Genomic DNA, 14,881 nt, shown 5'->3' on the forward strand with positions numbered 1-14,881 from the left:
CATCGGCATCTTCAATGAGCCCGCCGGGCCGAGCCCGGCGGGCTTTCGGCATGCGGTTTCACAGGGACCAGAAGAGCAGCGCGAGCGCCACCGAAACGATCCCTACGCATGCAAACCCCAGGAAAGTCTTGTCGTTTGCCCTCTTCGGATCTTTTTTGCGGATGTCCCATTCCGAAAAAGAAATGAAGCCGGTAATCAGCGCAACCAGGCCGAAAAAAGCGCCGACGAACCAGAACAAGACCCGCATATTACCTCCAGAACCCCGCCCTGACGAAGAGGGTTCTCCCCCTCCCCCGTCCCTGTAGTCACATGAGGCTACCGGCGGCACGCAACCAGAGCAAGAGTGGGATCACGGCAGTGGCCGATTTCGACGAGGAGTCGACGCATGGCAAACCACACCACGAACGAGGTCTACGACGAGCTGAAAGAAGTCAGGCAACAGCTTGACAAGAATACCCAGCAAGAGGTCACGGCCAAGCACTTCGATGACAAAATCGCCGAGCTCAAGCAGGCGATCGAGAAGGGCGGGAAGGGGAAGGGGGAAGGGGAGAAAAAAGAAGAGGAGAAGAAGAAGGAACCGCAGGGCGTTTGGGACCTGATCAAGGACAAGACCCCCATAAAGGAGACCCTGCAGGTCTTCAAGCAGTTCAAAGACGCCATGAGCGGTGGGGACCTCGTGTCGAAGGTGGTCCTGTTCGCCGGTGCGGTTTCCGGCGCCGTGGCTCTCGTCGGTGTCGTCAAGAAGCTGATCGCCGGCTGGTGGACATCGGTCAAGAACATCATGCTCACCTTCACCGGACGTAAGCGGGAGAGGCTCATTCCCGGGATCGGTGGTGCGACGTACACCGACGAAGAGCGCAAACAGAAGCGAAAGTACTACGGCCGAAAGAACGGCCAGTGGGGTTGGCACCAGGAGGAGTCCGAAAACGGCGAGCAGCCGGAGGGCGGGGGCGCCGAGGGTGAGAACTCCCAGCGCCCGAATCTTCCCTCCGTGGAGGAGATCACGCGCGTCAAGGATGCCATGGCCGGCCTCAACACCGAGATGGACACCTACCGCGGCAAAGTGCGCGGTATTGCCACCCCCCGCGCCATGAAGCAGATGGCTTCCGCCGCCAAAAAGCTGGAGAGCGCGGCGAAGAAGGCCCGGAACATCGACAACCTCTCCGAATCGATTGGTCGTCTCGAGACCGCGTTCCGTGGCCTGGCCACGGCGTCGAACTGACCAACCCCTAGGAGACGAAACATGAGCCTCGTCAGTTCACTGAAGAAGGTTTCCGGTTCCCTTCAGGAGTTCAAGGAGAAGGCCTCCGGTGCCGCCACCGCCGCGAAGGGGGTCGGCAGCGCCGGCCAGAAGGGCGCCGGTCAGCTCAAGGGTTTCAAGACGGCCTCCAAGGACGCGGAAAAGGAGCTGAAGGACCTCAGATCGGCGTCCGACAAGGCCGAGAAGTCCATCGGCAAGGCCGGGAAGACCGGCTCCAGTGCCGGTAAGAACCTCGGCAAGTACGAGTCCGGGGCGAGCAAGGCGGCCAAGGGCCAGGACAAGATGAACAAGTCGATGAAGGGCAACTTCTTCGGCCTGCTCATGCAGTTGCTGCAGCCGCTCATCGACAAGGTCATCGACATGGTGACCAACTCGAAGACCATGCAGAAGGTCCTGAAGCAGGCCTTCACCGTCATCAAGACCGTGATCAGCAGCGTCATGAAGGCCATCGGCCCGATCATGAAGAACGCCGGAAAGCTGATCAAGTCGGTCTGGTCCGGCGTCAAGTCGTCGGTCTCGTCCATCTTCAAGGCGATCGTCGGCGTCGTCCGGTCCAGCGTCAACGCCTGGAAGTCCGTCATCAGCGGCACGCTGAAGGCGATCAGGGCGGTCGTCTCCGGTGTCTGGAACGGCATCAAGGCCGTCATCTCACCGGTCGTCGGCTGGATCAAGTCCGCGATCCCGAGCGCCTTCCGGGCCGTCAAGGACCGGCTCTCCAGCATCTGGGGAGGCCTGAAGGGCATCGCGGGCAACGCCTTCAACGGCATCAAGAGCGCGGTGACGGGCCCGATCAACGGTGTCATCGGCATCATCAACCGCGCCATCAGCGCGCTGAACGGCATCCACGTGTCGATCCCGGGCTGGGTCCCGATGGTCGGCGGCAAGACGTTCGGCGTCAGCCTGCCGCACATCCCCGCGCTCGCCACCGGCGGTGTCGTCATGCCCCGCTCCGGCGGTGTCCCGGCGCTCCTCGCCGAGGCCGGTGAGGCCGAGGCCGTCCTGCCGCTCAGCAAGCTCGACCGGCTGCTCCGCAGAGCAGCCGCGCAGGGCCGGGCGCACCACGGTGGCCCCGGCGGGGGCGCACTGCACATCGAGCACTACTACGCGGCCGAGCAGAGCAGCCCGCAGCGGACGGCCGACGCCCTGATGTTCCTGGCGAAGGCACGCGGATGAGTTCCGCGGCGGCGGGCGGCGTTCCGTCCAACCTCCTCGCGGGCTTCACCTCCACCATCCGCTCCCTGCAGTCCCGGGCCAAGGAGAGCGTCACCGCGGCGAAGACGCTCAGCGGCACATTCAAGGACGCCACGACCGGCGTGGACCGTCTGCGCGCGGACCTCGACCAGGCCAAGGGCGCCGTCAGCAGGTCCAAGGCGGGTGCCGAGGCGGCAGCCCGGTCCGTCACCAGGACCGGCAAGACCGCCACCACCGCGGCGAGCGGTGTGAAGTCGGTCGGTGGCCGGACCAGAACGGCCGGCAAGATCCTCGGGAAGCTGCTGGCCGGTCTCGGCGGGACACTGTCGGTGATCCTCGGTCTCATCGACGTCGCAGGCCCCCTCGGCGATCTCCTGGACAAGTTCGGCACCGCCATGATCATCGGCTCCGGCGTGATGACGCTGATCAACCTGGTGACCAAGGCCAACCCCATCGGCTTCGTCACCGGCATCCTGCTCCCGGTCGCCGGCTGGCTGCTGGACCTCGCGATGAACTCCGAGACGGGACAGCGGCTGATGGACCAGCTCGCCAAGCTCGTCCTGAAGTACGTCGAGAGCGTCCTGACCGTCCTCGCGCCCGTGCTCAAGGTCATCGCGAGCGTGGTCGGCACCTACGTGTCCGGCTACCTGCACCTCATCGTCGGCACCCTCAAGGTCCTCAGCGCGCTGATCGGCACCGGCTTCGCCGTGCTCAAGGCGCTCACCACCGGCGACACCCGCGCCCTCGGCGGGAGGACGTCGGCGATCTGGAACGGCTTGAGGAACGCCGTGCAACCCGTGCTCGACTGGCTCGGCAAGCGCGTCCCCCAGATGTTCCAGCGGGTCAAGGACGCCCTCTCGGGCACCCTGCGCGGGATGGGCCGGTTCGTCACCACCGGCGCACAGACCGTCGCCGGCGTCGTCAAGGGCCCGATCCAGGGCCTGGTCGCCTTCGCCAACTGGATCATCGACGGGCTCAACAGCCTCAGCTTCAGCTTCTTCGGCAAGAAGTTCGGCGTCCACCTGAACAAGATCCCGATGCTCGCGGAAGGCGGCATCGCGGTCTCCGGCGCCCACTCCCACACCGGGCGGGTACTTCCCCTCACCGCCCTGGACCGGCAGCGCGCGCTCGCCGCACGGCACCGGAGTGCCGCCGCCCAAAACCCCCACCGCATCAAGGAGTTCCACGAGCGCCAGGGCGCCGGTGCCTTCGGCACGGCGGAGGACCTCCTCTTCCTGGCGACCGCCCACGCCCGCCCCTGACAGCGAGGTGAAGGCCAGATGGCCGAGACGATCACAACCGCATCCACCGACGACCTCCCACCCGGCTCACTCATCACCCGCGACGGGCAGATGCAGTGGGCCGGACTGCTGCTGGGCCCCGGCACCACGTACGAGATCGACAGCGGCGGACTCACCGGCTGGGAGGACCTGCCCGACTACGACACCTCCGACGCCGACCACCCCACCGCGCACGGCGCCTGGCCGGGCGCCCGCTACGCCAAGCCCCGCAAGGTCGGCGGCACGGTGTGGACCGTGCCGCCGCAGGACGACGCGCCGTCCTCGCTCGCCGCGATGCGCGCCCTGCGCCAGGCGCTGCTCCTCGGTGACGAGGAACGCTGGCTCGCGGTGCGGCTGCACGGCGAGACGCTGGCCGTGCGCGCCCGGGTCAGCCAGCGGGTGCTCACCGTCGACCGGACGTACACCACGCAGGGCGTCTCCAAGGCGTCCGTGCAGTGGTACGCCACCGACCCGCGCCGGTACGCGGTCGCCGAGCAGACCACGGTGACCGGTCCGCCGCAGCCGGAGAGCGGGCTCAACTGGCCGCTGACCTGGCCGCTGTACTGGGGGCAGGCGTCCTCCACCGGCGACGTGGCGGTGGACAACGACGGCTCCGCGCCCACCCACCCGGTGCTGATCTTCACCGGGCCGTGCGTCAACCCGACCGTCACCGACCGGGCCTCGGGCCGCCGGCTGCGCTACGAGATCCCGCTCGCCGCCGACGACGAGCTGGCCGTCGACACCGCGGCCGGCACGGTCACCCTCAACGGCAGCGCCTCGCGCCGCCACACCGCCGCGGCCGACAGCAGCCCGGAGGAGCTGTTCGCCGTCGAGCCGGGCGCCGCCCGGCTGGCGTTCCGCCCGGACGGCCACGACGACGGCGCCCGGATGACCGTCCGCTGGCGCGCCGCCGACTGGTGAGCCGGGGCCGTACCCGCCGGCCCCGGCCGACCGGGCCGACCCGCCCGAAGACACCGTCGTACGAAAGGACCCGCGTATGAACACCCGCTCCGCCTGGCTGCCGCTGACCGGCCAGACCCGCGAGGACACCCGGCTGACCGCGCTCGGCGCCCTCACCCCGACCTCGCCCGCGAGCACCCGCTCCGGCGTCCTGCCCGGCTCGTACGACGGCAGGTTCCGGATCTCCGGTTTCTGGCTCGCCGGGAACAAGGGCGCGATGACCGCCGTCGTCAGCTCGGGCCGCGCCGTCGTCCAGGGCGCGGAGAGCCGGGGCGCCTACCCGGTGACCGTCGTGGACGAGCCCACCCTCACCTTCGCCGACGGCGACGCCACGAACGACCGCGTCGACCTGGTCGTCCTGCGGGTCTACGACGACGCCTACGACGGCTCCGGCCGCACCGAGGCCGCCGTCGAGATCGTGCGGGGCGCCCCGGGCTCCCCGGCGACCCCGCCCACCGCGCAGGGCCTCGCCCTGCCGCTGTTCCAGGTCAAGGTCCCGGCCGGGGCCAGCGCCGGACACGGCGGCATCAACTGGGACACCGCCCTGACCGACCTGCGCACCCCCACCGTGTCCCTCGGCGGCATCCTGCCGGCCACCGCCGGCGACACCGTGGCCGGCGCCTACCCGGGCCAGTTCCGGGACCTCGACGGCACGCTGCAGCGCTGGGACGGCACCGACTGGACCGCCTATCCCAAGGGCGTCGGCGGCATCGCCCCGGCCGGCGTCACCACCGGCGGCTACGCCGGCCAGTACCGCGACGCACCGAACGGCGTGCTGCAGCGCTGGAACGGCTCGGCGTGGACGTCGGCCGTGACGACGTCCGCGTTCACCTCGTCCCTGGACGCCGGCACCACCACGTCGACGGCCTACACGCCCACGCTGTCGGGCACCGCCGTCACCTCGCTGAACCTCAACTTCACCGCCCCGCCCACCGGCGCCGTGCTGCTCCACTTCGGCGCGCGCATGTGGACCACCGGCAGCACCACCGCGGGCGCGTACATGGTCCCGAAGATCACACAGGGCAGCACCGTGTACTTCAACCCCAACGACGAGTACGCCGCCATGTACGGCGGTCCCGTGGCCGGCTCGGTCTCCACCATGTGGCGGCTGTACGGGCTGACCCCCGGCGCCACCTACACGATGACCGCCCTGTACCGCTCCACCGACGCCGCGGTCACCTGCGGGTTCGACAACCTGTTCATGCGCGTCGACCCGGCCAACTGACCACCCCTCCCCCCGAAAGGAGCCGACATGCCCGTACGCTCCGGCTGGCTCTCCCCCGACAGTCAGACCCGGGAGGACACCCGGCTCGTGTCGCTCGGCGCCCTCACCCCGGTCTCGCCGGTCGCCACCCGCTCCGGGATCCTGCCGGGTTCCGCCGACGGCCAGACCCGCCTCTCCGGCTTCACCGTCCAGGGCGTCGCCAACTCGATGTCCGCCACCGTCTCCCCCGGCCGGGCGATCGTCCAGGGCACCGACGCGCAGGGCGCCTACCCGGTCGCGCTCACCGAGAGCCTGACGCTCACCTTCGCCGACGGCGACGCCCAGTACGACCGGATCGACCTGGTCGTCCTGCGGATCTACGACGACCCCTACGACGCGTCCGGCCGTACCGAGGGCGCCGTCGAGATCGTCCGCGGCACACCGGCGGCCACCCCCGCCGCGCCGGCCACGCCCGCCCTCGCGCTGCCCCTGTACGAGGCCCGCGTACCGAAGGGGGCGAGCGCCGCCCAGGCGCCGAACTGGACCACGGCCCTCACCGGCCGCCGTACCACCACCGTCGCGCTCGGCGGCATCCTGCCGGTCACCACCGACACGGCGAACGGCGCCCACCCGGGCCAGTACCGGGACCTGAGCGGCGTGCTGCAGCGCTGGACCGGCAGCGCCTGGGCCGACTACCAGCCGCCGGTCGCCGTGGACAGCACCACCACGGGGGCCACCGCGGGCACCGACTGGTCGGTGAACGCGTACGCCGCCCGCCGCACCCACGGCGTGTGCTCCTTCACCCTCGGGCTCACCCGCACCGGCGCCACCATCACCGCCACCGCCGCCGGCACCACCAACCCGGGCAACGTGAACGACGTGCTCATCGCCACCCTGCCGGCGGGCTGGCGGCCCGCCGGCGAGACCTACGCGATCGCCACCGACGGCTTCGCCGACGGAGCCGTCCGCATCGTCCCCGACGGCTCGGTCTACCTGATCACGTGGTCCACCAGCGGTGTCATCCAGACCGGCAACAGCCTGCGGCTCTCCGCCTGCTTCGTGCTGTGACGACCGCGCCGAGGAGCTGACCGCCGCATGACCACGAACGTTCCCTACCGCGCGATCTTCTGCGATCTGCGCACCGACACCACGATCGACATCCTGCCGCTGCGCGACGTCACCGTGGACGACTACATCGGCAAGCCCGGATCCCTCTCCGGCACCGTCCCCGTGCCCGACGCGGACGTGGCCGCCCGGGTCCGCCGCATCGAGGAGGGCCGCACCTCGGTCTACCTCCAGCGCGGCACCGACCTGTGGTGGGGCGGCATCGTCTGGACGGCCACCCTGCAGAGCGACGACCGGGGTGTGCTCACCCTCGGCATCCAGGCGGCGACCTTCGAGTCGTACGCCGGCCGCCGCCGCATCCGCGCGGACCTGTCGTACCCCGCACGGCCGTCGGACCCGCCGCCGGACCAGCTCCAGATCGCCCGCGACCTGTGGCAGCACCTGCAGACCTCGCTGCCCGGCGGGGACATCGGCGTCACCTACGGCACCGAGACCTCGGGGCAGTACCGCTACGTCTCCTACCGGGACGGCGACGAGACCGTCTACCAGGAGGCCATCGAGGCGCTCGCCGCCGTGGACGGCGGCTTCGAACAGCGCATCTCCGTCTACCGCGACCCGGCCACCGGCCGGCGGGTGCGGCGGCTCCAGCTCGGCAGCCCCACGATCCGGATCGGCACCACCGACCTGGTCCTGGACCGCCCGGGCACGATCCTGTCGTACTCCTTCCCGCGCGACGCGACCCGCGGCGGCACCACCGCCCGCACGCGGGGTGCCTCCGTCAACGACAACCAGGCCGCCGAGTCCCGGCCCCAGTGCTCCGACACGCAGGTCGCCACGAACCTGATCGACGCCGGATACCCGCGCATCGACCTGTCCTCCGACCACACCGACGTCACCGACAAGCCCACCCTGAACTCCCTGGCCAGGGCGGACCTGGCCGAGGCGACCGGAGCGGTGGTGGTCCCCGAGATCACCATCCGCCTCGACGACCTGGTGCCGCCCGCGCTGCTCGGCCGGACCGTCCGGCTGCGCATCACCGACGAGTGGTGGACCGAGGGCCTCGACACCCGCTACCGGATCGTCGGCGTCAAGGTCAGCCCCGCCCAGCGCGGCCGCCCGGACACCGCCGACCTGTACCTGGAGGAGCTCCGATGACCCAGCTTCCCGAGGACATCATCGACCGGCTGACCCGGATGGAACGCCGCATCCAGCAGCTGTCCACCGCCGTCAACGGCCTGCCGGCCCTCAACAAGGGCTCCGGCGACAGCGGCTACCTCTCCGTCCGGGCGCCGAACAACGGGCCCGAGGTGTTCCGGGTCGGCAAGTGGAGCGGGAGCGAGTTCGGCCTCGCGATCCGCCGCCAGACCGGCTCCTACGCCCTCAGCCTCTACAACGGCGACGGCACCAGCACCTCGCAGCAGCCGCTGCGGCTCTACGACTCCGCGAGCCGGGAGATCTTCTCCGACGACATCTCCACCGGCGGCCTCGCCCGGCCCTGGCTGAGCATGCTGCCCCCGCAGAACACCGACTACACGCGCTGGCCGCAGACCGGCGCGACCACGTGGACCACGATCGCGATGTCCTACAACGTGGTCTGGCAGCCGTACATGCGGCTGCTGGTGAACACCCGGGCGAGCTCCGGCGCCGCCGGCTACGTCCGGGTGCTCGTCAACGGCGTCCCGTGGGGCAACACCGTCACCGTCCCGGCGGACTTCAACTACACCGGACCGGTCGCAGCCGACTTCGCCTCCGTCTTCAGCACGCAGATCAAGGTCGAGGTCCAGGCGTACGTCTCCAGCACCTCCGGGACCGTCTACGCCAACCCCGTGCTGATGCACGGCCGCCAGACGACCTGACCACCCCAAGACCCGAGGAAGGCAGCGCATCCATGGACATCGACACCAGTCAGCCCTGGGGTCTCGTCATCGACTACGCCGGCCGCGCCACCATCACCGAGGCCGGCCACACCATCCACGTCAACGTCGCCGACACCAGCCTGAGCAGCGTCATCGGGCCGGACTCGATCACCGGCACCTACTCCCCCGTCACCGTCGACGCCCAGTTCACCGAGGACGGCGCGGCCGGTGCCGTCCTGCGCGGCTGGGGGCGCGTGACGGTGATGCCGGTCGGCACCGACCCGGTCGTGCCGGACCAGACGGCCGTCCAGCGCGCGGTCGCCGCCGCCCTGGACGACTTCGCCGCCCACACCGCCGCCTACGCCGACCTGTGCGCCCGGTGGGCGCCCGCGGGAGGCGACCCCGGCACCGGCACCTGACCTCCGCCCCGTCCCCTCGTCCTCCGCTCCCCCTCCGTCCCCCTCAACAGTCCGCCCCGCGGCCACCGGCCCGGGGTTTTCCCATGTCTGGAGTCCCCATGGCCACACCCCTGTCCGCCGACGCCCTCGTCTCCGCCCTGCGGGCCGAGGGCGTCACCGTCGTCGAGGAGCCCGGCTGGCGCGCCAACAACCGTAATCAGCACGGGAGCTGGGGGCCGGTCCACGGCGTCGTCGTGCACCACACCGTCAGCTCCGGCACCGGCTCCAGCGTCAGCCTGTGCTTCCGGGGCGACGCCGCCCTGCCCGGCCCGCTCTGCCACGGCGTGATCGCCAAGGACGGCACCGTCCACCTCGTCGGCAACGGCCGCGCCAACCACGCCGGCGGAGGCGACCCGTCGGTCCTGCAGGCCGTGATCACCGAGACGTACGGCGACCGCCCCCCGGTCCCGCACGAGCACGAGGGCAGCCCGGGCGCCGTCGACGGCAACGCCCGCTTCTACGGCTTCGAGTGCGTCAACCTCGGCGACGGCCACGACCCCTGGCCCGACGCCCAGCTCGACGCCGTCGAGCGGGTCGCGGCGGCCCTGTGCCGGGCCCACGGCTGGGGAGCGAGGTCCGTCATCGGCCACCTGGAGTGGTCGGACTGGAAGAGCGACCCGCGCGGCTTCTCCATGACCGGCATGCGCCGCCGGATCCAGACCCGGCTGTCCGCCGCCACCGGTGGCGGGCACACCCCCGAGCCACCCCGGCCGCCCCGCTACCAGCCGTTCCCCGGCGTCTCCTTCTTCACGGACGGGACCGACTCCCCGATCGTCACGGCGATGGGCCGGCGCCTGGTGGCCGAGGGCTGCGGCCGCTACCGCGTGGGCCCCGGGCCGCGCTGGTCGGAGGCCGACCGCGAGTCCTACGCCGCCTGGCAGCGCAAGCTCGGCTACCACGGCCCGGACGCCGACGGCCTGCCCGGCCCGGCGTCCTGGGCCGCACTGAAGGTCCCCTACGGCTCCTGAACCACCGACAAGCGAGGTCCACCATGTCAGAGGCCGCCAAGCGCACCCTCCGTACCGCCGTGCAGACCGCCGTCGGCCTGTGCGTCCTGCTGCCGGCGGTCGTCGACGCCGCCCGCATCCCCCGCGCCCTGCCCTGGGCCGCCGGGGCGCTGGCCGCCGCCGCGGCCGTGGCCCGGGTCATGGCCGTACCGGGCGTCCAGGCCCTGCTCCCGTCCTGGCTGCGGACGGACGGTTCCGCCACCCGGGACGCCGAGCTGCTCTCCCTGGCCACGGGGCGCCCGGCGTCGCGCACCGAGCGGAGGGACCCGTGACCGAACCCCCTTCCGTCTCCTCCCTGCCCGATCCGACCGCGGTCGCCGTGCAGCTCGAACGGCTGCGCGGGACCGTCGAGGCCGGCTTCGCCCGGGCCGACGGTTCCCTCGCGCTGCTGGTCCAGCGCAGCGACCAGACCGACAAGCAGCTGGCCGACCACGAGCAGCGGCTCGACGCCCTGGAGCGCTCCCGCTGGCCGCTGGCCAGCGTCGGCGCCCTCGCCGCCCTGGCGACCGCCGCCGTCACGGCCTGGCAGCTGACCGCACGCTGAGCACGCCCGCCGGACACGCCGAAGGGCGGCCACCCCGTGCCCGGGGTGGCCGCCCTTCGGATCAGGCGGACGCTCGCTTACTGGTTGTACGGACCGTAGTCGTAGTCCTCCAGCGGAACGGCCTGGCCGGAGCCGGTGCCGAACGGCGAGTAGTCGATGTCGTCGTAGCCGACGGCCGAGTACATCGCGGCCTTGGCCTCCTCGGTGGGCTCCACCCGGATGTTGCGGTAGCGGGACAGGCCCGTACCGGCCGGGATGAGCTTACCGATGATGACGTTCTCCTTCAGGCCGATGAGGCTGTCGGACTTGGCGTTGATCGCCGCGTCCGTCAGGACTCGGGTCGTCTCCTGGAAGGAGGCGGCCGACAGCCAGGACTCCGTGGCCAGCGAGGCCTTGGTGATACCCATCAGCTGCGGACGGCCGGAGGCCGGGTGACCGCCCTCCTGGACCACACGACGGTTCTCGGTCTCGAACTTCGAGCGCTCGACCAGCTCGCCGGGCAGCAGCTCGGCGTCGCCGGACTCGATGATCGTCACGCGGCGCAGCATCTGCCGGATGATGATCTCGATGTGCTTGTCGTGGATCGACACACCCTGCGAGTTGTAGACCTTCTGGACCTCGCCGACCAGGTGGACCTGGACGGCACGCTGACCCAGGATGCGCAGCACGTCGTGCGGGTTGGTGGCACCCACGGTGAGCTGCTGGCCCACCTCGACGTGCTCGCCCTCGCGGACCAGGACCTTGGCACGCTTCGAGATCGGGTACGCCGTCTCGTCGCTGCCGTCGTCCGGGGTGACGACGAGCTTCTTGGTCTTCTCGGTCTCCTCGATCCGCACGCGGCCGGAGGCCTCGGAGATCGGGGCGACACCCTTCGGGGTACGAGCCTCGAAGAGCTCGACGACACGGGGCAGACCCTGGGTGATGTCGTCACCGGCCACACCACCGGTGTGGAAGGTACGCATCGTCAGCTGGGTACCGGGCTCACCGATGGACTGGGCGGCGATGATGCCGACCGCCTCACCGATGTCGACCAGCTTGCCGGTGGCCAGCGAACGGCCGTAGCACATCGCGCAGGTACCGACGGCGGACTCGCAGGTCAGGACCGAGCGGGTCTTGACCTCCTCGACGCCGCGGCCGACGAGCTCCTCGATGAGGACGTCGCCCAGGTCGGTGCCGGCCGGGGCCAGCACCTGGCCGTCGACCACGATGTCCTCGGCGAGGCAGCGCGCGTACACGGACGTCTCGACGTCGTCCGCCTTGCGCAGCACGCCGTCCGCGCCCCGCTCCGCGATCTTGAGCTTGAGGCCGCGGTCGGTGCCGCAGTCCTCCTCGCGGATGATGACGTCCTGGGAGACGTCGACCAGACGACGGGTGAGGTAACCCGAGTCGGCGGTACGCAGGGCGGTGTCCGCCAGACCCTTACGGGCACCGTGCGTGGAGATGAAGTACTCCAGCACGGACAGGCCCTCGCGGAAGGACGCCTTGATCGGACGCGGGATGGTCTCGTTCTTCGCGTTCGACACCAGACCGCGCATACCCGCGATCTGCCGCATCTGCATCATGTTTCCTCGGGCACCCGAGTCGACCATCATGAAGATGGGGTTGGTCTTGGGGAAGTTCTCGTTCATCGCCTCGGCGACCTCGTTGGTCGCCTTGGTCCAGATCGCGATGAGCTCCTGCGTGCGCTCTTCCTTGGTGATCAGACCGCGCTCGTACTGCTTCTGGACCTTCTCGTCCTGCGCCTCGTAGCCCTTGACGATCTCCTTCTTCGCCTCGGGAACGACGACGTCGGAGATGGCCACGGTGACGCCGGAACGGGTCGCCCAGTAGAAGCCGGCCGCCTTCAGGTTGTCGAGCGTCGCCGCCACGATGACCTTGGGGTAGCGCTCGGCCAGGTCGTTGACGATCTCGGAGAGCTGCTTCTTGCCCACCGAGTAGTCGACGAACGGGTAGTCCTCGGGCAGCAGCTCGTTGAAGAGCGCGCGGCCCAGGGTGGTGCGCAGGCGGAACGAGTCACCCTGCTGCCACTCGGGCTCGCCCTCCTCGCGGGCCGGCGGGGTCCAGCCGCGCGGCGGGATGGTGCCCACCGGGAAGCGGATGTCGATCTGCGACTGCAGCGCGAGCTCGCCGGCGTCGAACGCCATGATCGCCTCGGCCGTGGAGCCGAACGCGCGGCCCTCGCCCTTGGTGTCACGCAGCTCGCCGTCGGTGGTGAGGAAGAACAGACCGAGGACCATGTCCTGGGTCGGCATCGTCACCGGACGGCCGTCGGCCGGCTTGAGGATGTTGTTCGAGGACAGCATCAGGATGCGGGCCTCGGCCTGCGCCTCCGCGGACAGCGGCAGGTGCACGGCCATCTGGTCACCGTCGAAGTCCGCGTTGAACGCGGTGCAGACGAGCGGGTGGATCTGGATGGCCTTGCCCTCGACCAGCTGCGGCTCGAAGGCCTGGATGCCGAGGCGGTGCAGGGTGGGCGCACGGTTCAGCAGCACCGGGTGCTCGGCGATGACCTCTTCGAGGACGTCGTACACGACGGTGCGGCCGCGCTCGACCATGCGCTTGGCCGACTTGATGTTCTGCGCGTGGTTCAGGTCGACCAGGCGCTTCATCACGAACGGCTTGAACAGCTCCAGCGCCATCGCCTTCGGCAGACCGCACTGGTGCAGCTTGAGCTGCGGACCGACGACGATCACGGAACGCGCCGAGTAGTCGACTCGCTTGCCGAGCAGGTTCTGGCGGAAGCGGCCCTGCTTGCCCTTGAGCATGTCGGACAGCGACTTCAGCGGACGGTTGCCGGGGCCCGTGACCGGGCGGCCGCGGCGGCCGTTGTCGAAGAGCGCGTCGACGGCCTCCTGGAGCATGCGCTTCTCGTTGTTCACGATGATCTCGGGCGCGCCGAGGTCGAGAAGCCGCTTCAGGCGGTTGTTGCGGTTGATGACACGGCGGTACAGGTCGTTCAGGTCGGAGGTCGCGAAGCGGCCACCGTCCAGCTGCACCATCGGACGCAGGTCCGGCGGGATGACCGGGACGCAGTCCAGGACCATGCCCTTGGGGCTGTTGGAGGTCTGCAGGAACGCGGAGACGACCTTCAGCCGCTTCAGGGCGCGGGTCTTCTTCTGGCCCTTGCCGGTGCGGATGATCTCGCGGAGGCGCTCGGCCTCCTCGTCGAGGTCGAAGGACTCCAGGCGCTTCTGCAGCGCCGCGGCACCCATCGAGCCGTCGAAGTACGTGCCGAAGCGGTCACGCAGCTCGCGGTAGAGCAGCTCGTCGCCCTCGAGGTCCTGGACCTTGAGGTTCTTGAACCGGGTCCACACCTCGTCCAGGCGGTCGATCTCGCGCTGCGCGCGGTCGCGCAGCTGCTTCATCTCGCGCTCGGCACCCTCGCGCACCTTGCGGCGCACGTCGGCCTTGGCGCCCTCGGCCTCGAGCTCGGCCAGGTCGGACTCGAGCTTCTTGGCGCGGGCCTCCAGGTCGGCGTCGCGGCGGTTCTCGATCTGCTGGCGCTCGACCGAGACGTGCGCCTCCAGGGAGGGCAGGTCGCGGGTGCGGCGCTCCTCGTCGACGTACGTGATCATGTACGCCGCGAAGTAGATGACCTTCTCGAGGTCCTTGGGAGCCAGGTCGAGCAGGTAGCCCAGCCGGCTCGGGACACCCTTGAAGTACCAGATGTGCGTGACGGGCGCGGCCAGTTCGATGTGGCCCATCCGCTCACGGCGCACCTTGGCGCGGGTGACCTCGACGCCACAGCGCTCGCAGATGATGCCCTTGAAGCGGACACGCTTGTACTTGCCGCAGTAGCACTCCCAGTCCCGGGTCGGACCGAAGATCTTCTCGCAGAAGAGCCCGTCCTTTTCCGGCTTGAGGGTGCGGTAGTTGATGGTCTCGGGCTTCTTGACCTCGCCGTGGCTCCACTGACGGATGTCGTCAGCGGTGGCCAGGCCGATCCGGAGCTCGTCGAAGAAGTTGACGTCGAGCACTATGCGTCAATCCCTCTCAGGGTCGTAAGTCTGTGGTCTGAAACGGGGGCCTGGGGGTCGGCGGGGGCCTCACACGGT

Annotated in this window: 14 protein-coding genes; 12 read left to right on the plus strand and 2 right to left on the minus strand. The window is 70.0% G+C overall.

Annotation, left to right across the window (positions count from 1 at the left end; all coding sequences use genetic code 11):
* Positions 1 to 58: 58 nt before the first annotated feature.
* Complete coding sequence (locus AQJ66_RS14185) at positions 59 to 238, minus strand: hypothetical protein (protein WP_159052569.1); 180 nt, start codon at positions 236 to 238, stop codon at positions 59 to 61.
* Between the two features lie 147 nt (positions 239 to 385).
* Here AQJ66_RS14185 and AQJ66_RS14190 point away from each other — a divergent pair, with 147 nt between their 5' ends.
* From AQJ66_RS14190 to AQJ66_RS14245, 12 genes are all read left to right on the plus strand, one after another.
* Complete coding sequence (locus AQJ66_RS14190; RefSeq protein WP_061920772.1) at positions 386 to 1,222, plus strand: hypothetical protein; 837 nt, start codon at positions 386 to 388, stop codon at positions 1,220 to 1,222.
* Between the two features lie 21 nt (positions 1,223 to 1,243).
* Positions 1,244 to 2,434, plus strand: coding sequence for a hypothetical protein (locus AQJ66_RS14195; protein WP_061920774.1), 1,191 nt, complete (start codon positions 1,244 to 1,246; stop codon positions 2,432 to 2,434).
* Positions 2,431 to 3,714 carry a hypothetical protein gene (locus tag AQJ66_RS14200; RefSeq protein WP_061920776.1) on the plus strand — a complete coding sequence of 428 codons (1,284 nt, stop codon included), beginning with the start codon at positions 2,431 to 2,433 and terminating at the stop codon, positions 3,712 to 3,714. Before AQJ66_RS14195 ends, AQJ66_RS14200 begins: the two co-directional genes overlap by 4 nt.
* A gap of 18 nt (positions 3,715 to 3,732) precedes the next feature.
* The gene (locus AQJ66_RS14205) at positions 3,733 to 4,653 is read left to right on the plus strand and encodes a phage distal tail protein (protein ID WP_061920778.1); all 921 of its coding nucleotides are present in this window, start codon (positions 3,733 to 3,735) and stop codon (positions 4,651 to 4,653) included.
* Between the two features lie 76 nt (positions 4,654 to 4,729).
* On the plus strand, positions 4,730 to 5,917 hold the full coding sequence (locus AQJ66_RS14210) for a hypothetical protein (protein ID WP_061920780.1): 1,188 nt from the start codon (positions 4,730 to 4,732) through the stop codon (positions 5,915 to 5,917).
* A 27-nt stretch (positions 5,918 to 5,944) separates the two neighbouring features.
* Complete coding sequence (locus tag AQJ66_RS14215; protein WP_061920782.1) at positions 5,945 to 6,964, plus strand: hypothetical protein; 1,020 nt, start codon at positions 5,945 to 5,947, stop codon at positions 6,962 to 6,964.
* Positions 6,965 to 6,991: 27 nt separating this feature from the next.
* The gene (locus tag AQJ66_RS14220) at positions 6,992 to 8,116 is read left to right on the plus strand and encodes a hypothetical protein (protein ID WP_061920783.1); all 1,125 of its coding nucleotides are present in this window, start codon (positions 6,992 to 6,994) and stop codon (positions 8,114 to 8,116) included.
* Positions 8,113 to 8,817 carry a hypothetical protein gene (locus tag AQJ66_RS14225; RefSeq protein WP_061920785.1) on the plus strand — a complete coding sequence of 235 codons (705 nt, stop codon included), beginning with the start codon at positions 8,113 to 8,115 and terminating at the stop codon, positions 8,815 to 8,817. Before AQJ66_RS14220 ends, AQJ66_RS14225 begins: the two co-directional genes overlap by 4 nt.
* 32 nt (positions 8,818 to 8,849) lie before the next feature.
* On the plus strand, positions 8,850 to 9,236 hold the full coding sequence (locus AQJ66_RS14230; RefSeq protein ID WP_061920787.1) for a hypothetical protein: 387 nt from the start codon (positions 8,850 to 8,852) through the stop codon (positions 9,234 to 9,236).
* A gap of 98 nt (positions 9,237 to 9,334) precedes the next feature.
* The gene (locus AQJ66_RS14235) at positions 9,335 to 10,243 is read left to right on the plus strand and encodes a peptidoglycan-binding protein (protein ID WP_061920789.1); all 909 of its coding nucleotides are present in this window, start codon (positions 9,335 to 9,337) and stop codon (positions 10,241 to 10,243) included.
* 23 nt (positions 10,244 to 10,266) lie between these two features.
* Positions 10,267 to 10,554, plus strand: coding sequence for a hypothetical protein (locus AQJ66_RS14240; RefSeq protein WP_061920791.1), 288 nt, complete (start codon positions 10,267 to 10,269; stop codon positions 10,552 to 10,554).
* A complete protein-coding gene (locus tag AQJ66_RS14245; RefSeq protein WP_244162822.1) occupies positions 10,551 to 10,826 on the plus strand; it encodes a hypothetical protein in 276 nt (91 codons plus the stop codon). Before AQJ66_RS14240 ends, AQJ66_RS14245 begins: the two co-directional genes overlap by 4 nt.
* 77 nt (positions 10,827 to 10,903) lie before the next feature.
* Here AQJ66_RS14245 and AQJ66_RS14250 read toward each other — a convergent pair whose 3' ends face one another.
* Positions 10,904 to 14,803, minus strand: a complete 3,900-nt coding sequence (locus tag AQJ66_RS14250; protein ID WP_061920793.1) for a DNA-directed RNA polymerase subunit beta' — start codon at positions 14,801 to 14,803, stop codon at positions 10,904 to 10,906.
* Positions 14,804 to 14,881 lie beyond the last annotated feature (78 nt).

The sequence above is a fragment of the Streptomyces bungoensis genome, from assembly GCF_001514215.1.
GTDB lineage: Bacteria > Actinomycetota > Actinomycetes > Streptomycetales > Streptomycetaceae > Streptomyces > Streptomyces bungoensis.

Coding starts and splice junctions, on each gene's coding strand:
- AQJ66_RS14235 (WP_061920789.1), top strand. CDS start 9,335: ATGGCCACACCCCTGTCCGCCGACGCCCTCGTCTCCGCCCTGCGGGCC.
- AQJ66_RS14190 (WP_061920772.1), top strand. CDS start 386: ATGGCAAACCACACCACGAACGAGGTCTACGACGAGCTGAAAGAAGTC.
- AQJ66_RS14195 (WP_061920774.1), top strand. CDS start 1,244: ATGAGCCTCGTCAGTTCACTGAAGAAGGTTTCCGGTTCCCTTCAGGAG.
- AQJ66_RS14240 (WP_061920791.1), top strand. CDS start 10,267: ATGTCAGAGGCCGCCAAGCGCACCCTCCGTACCGCCGTGCAGACCGCC.
- AQJ66_RS14230 (WP_061920787.1), top strand. CDS start 8,850: ATGGACATCGACACCAGTCAGCCCTGGGGTCTCGTCATCGACTACGCC.
- AQJ66_RS14215 (WP_061920782.1), top strand. CDS start 5,945: ATGCCCGTACGCTCCGGCTGGCTCTCCCCCGACAGTCAGACCCGGGAG.
- AQJ66_RS14225 (WP_061920785.1), top strand. CDS start 8,113: ATGACCCAGCTTCCCGAGGACATCATCGACCGGCTGACCCGGATGGAA.
- AQJ66_RS14205 (WP_061920778.1), top strand. CDS start 3,733: ATGGCCGAGACGATCACAACCGCATCCACCGACGACCTCCCACCCGGC.
- AQJ66_RS14200 (WP_061920776.1), top strand. CDS start 2,431: ATGAGTTCCGCGGCGGCGGGCGGCGTTCCGTCCAACCTCCTCGCGGGC.
- AQJ66_RS14210 (WP_061920780.1), top strand. CDS start 4,730: ATGAACACCCGCTCCGCCTGGCTGCCGCTGACCGGCCAGACCCGCGAG.
- AQJ66_RS14220 (WP_061920783.1), top strand. CDS start 6,992: ATGACCACGAACGTTCCCTACCGCGCGATCTTCTGCGATCTGCGCACC.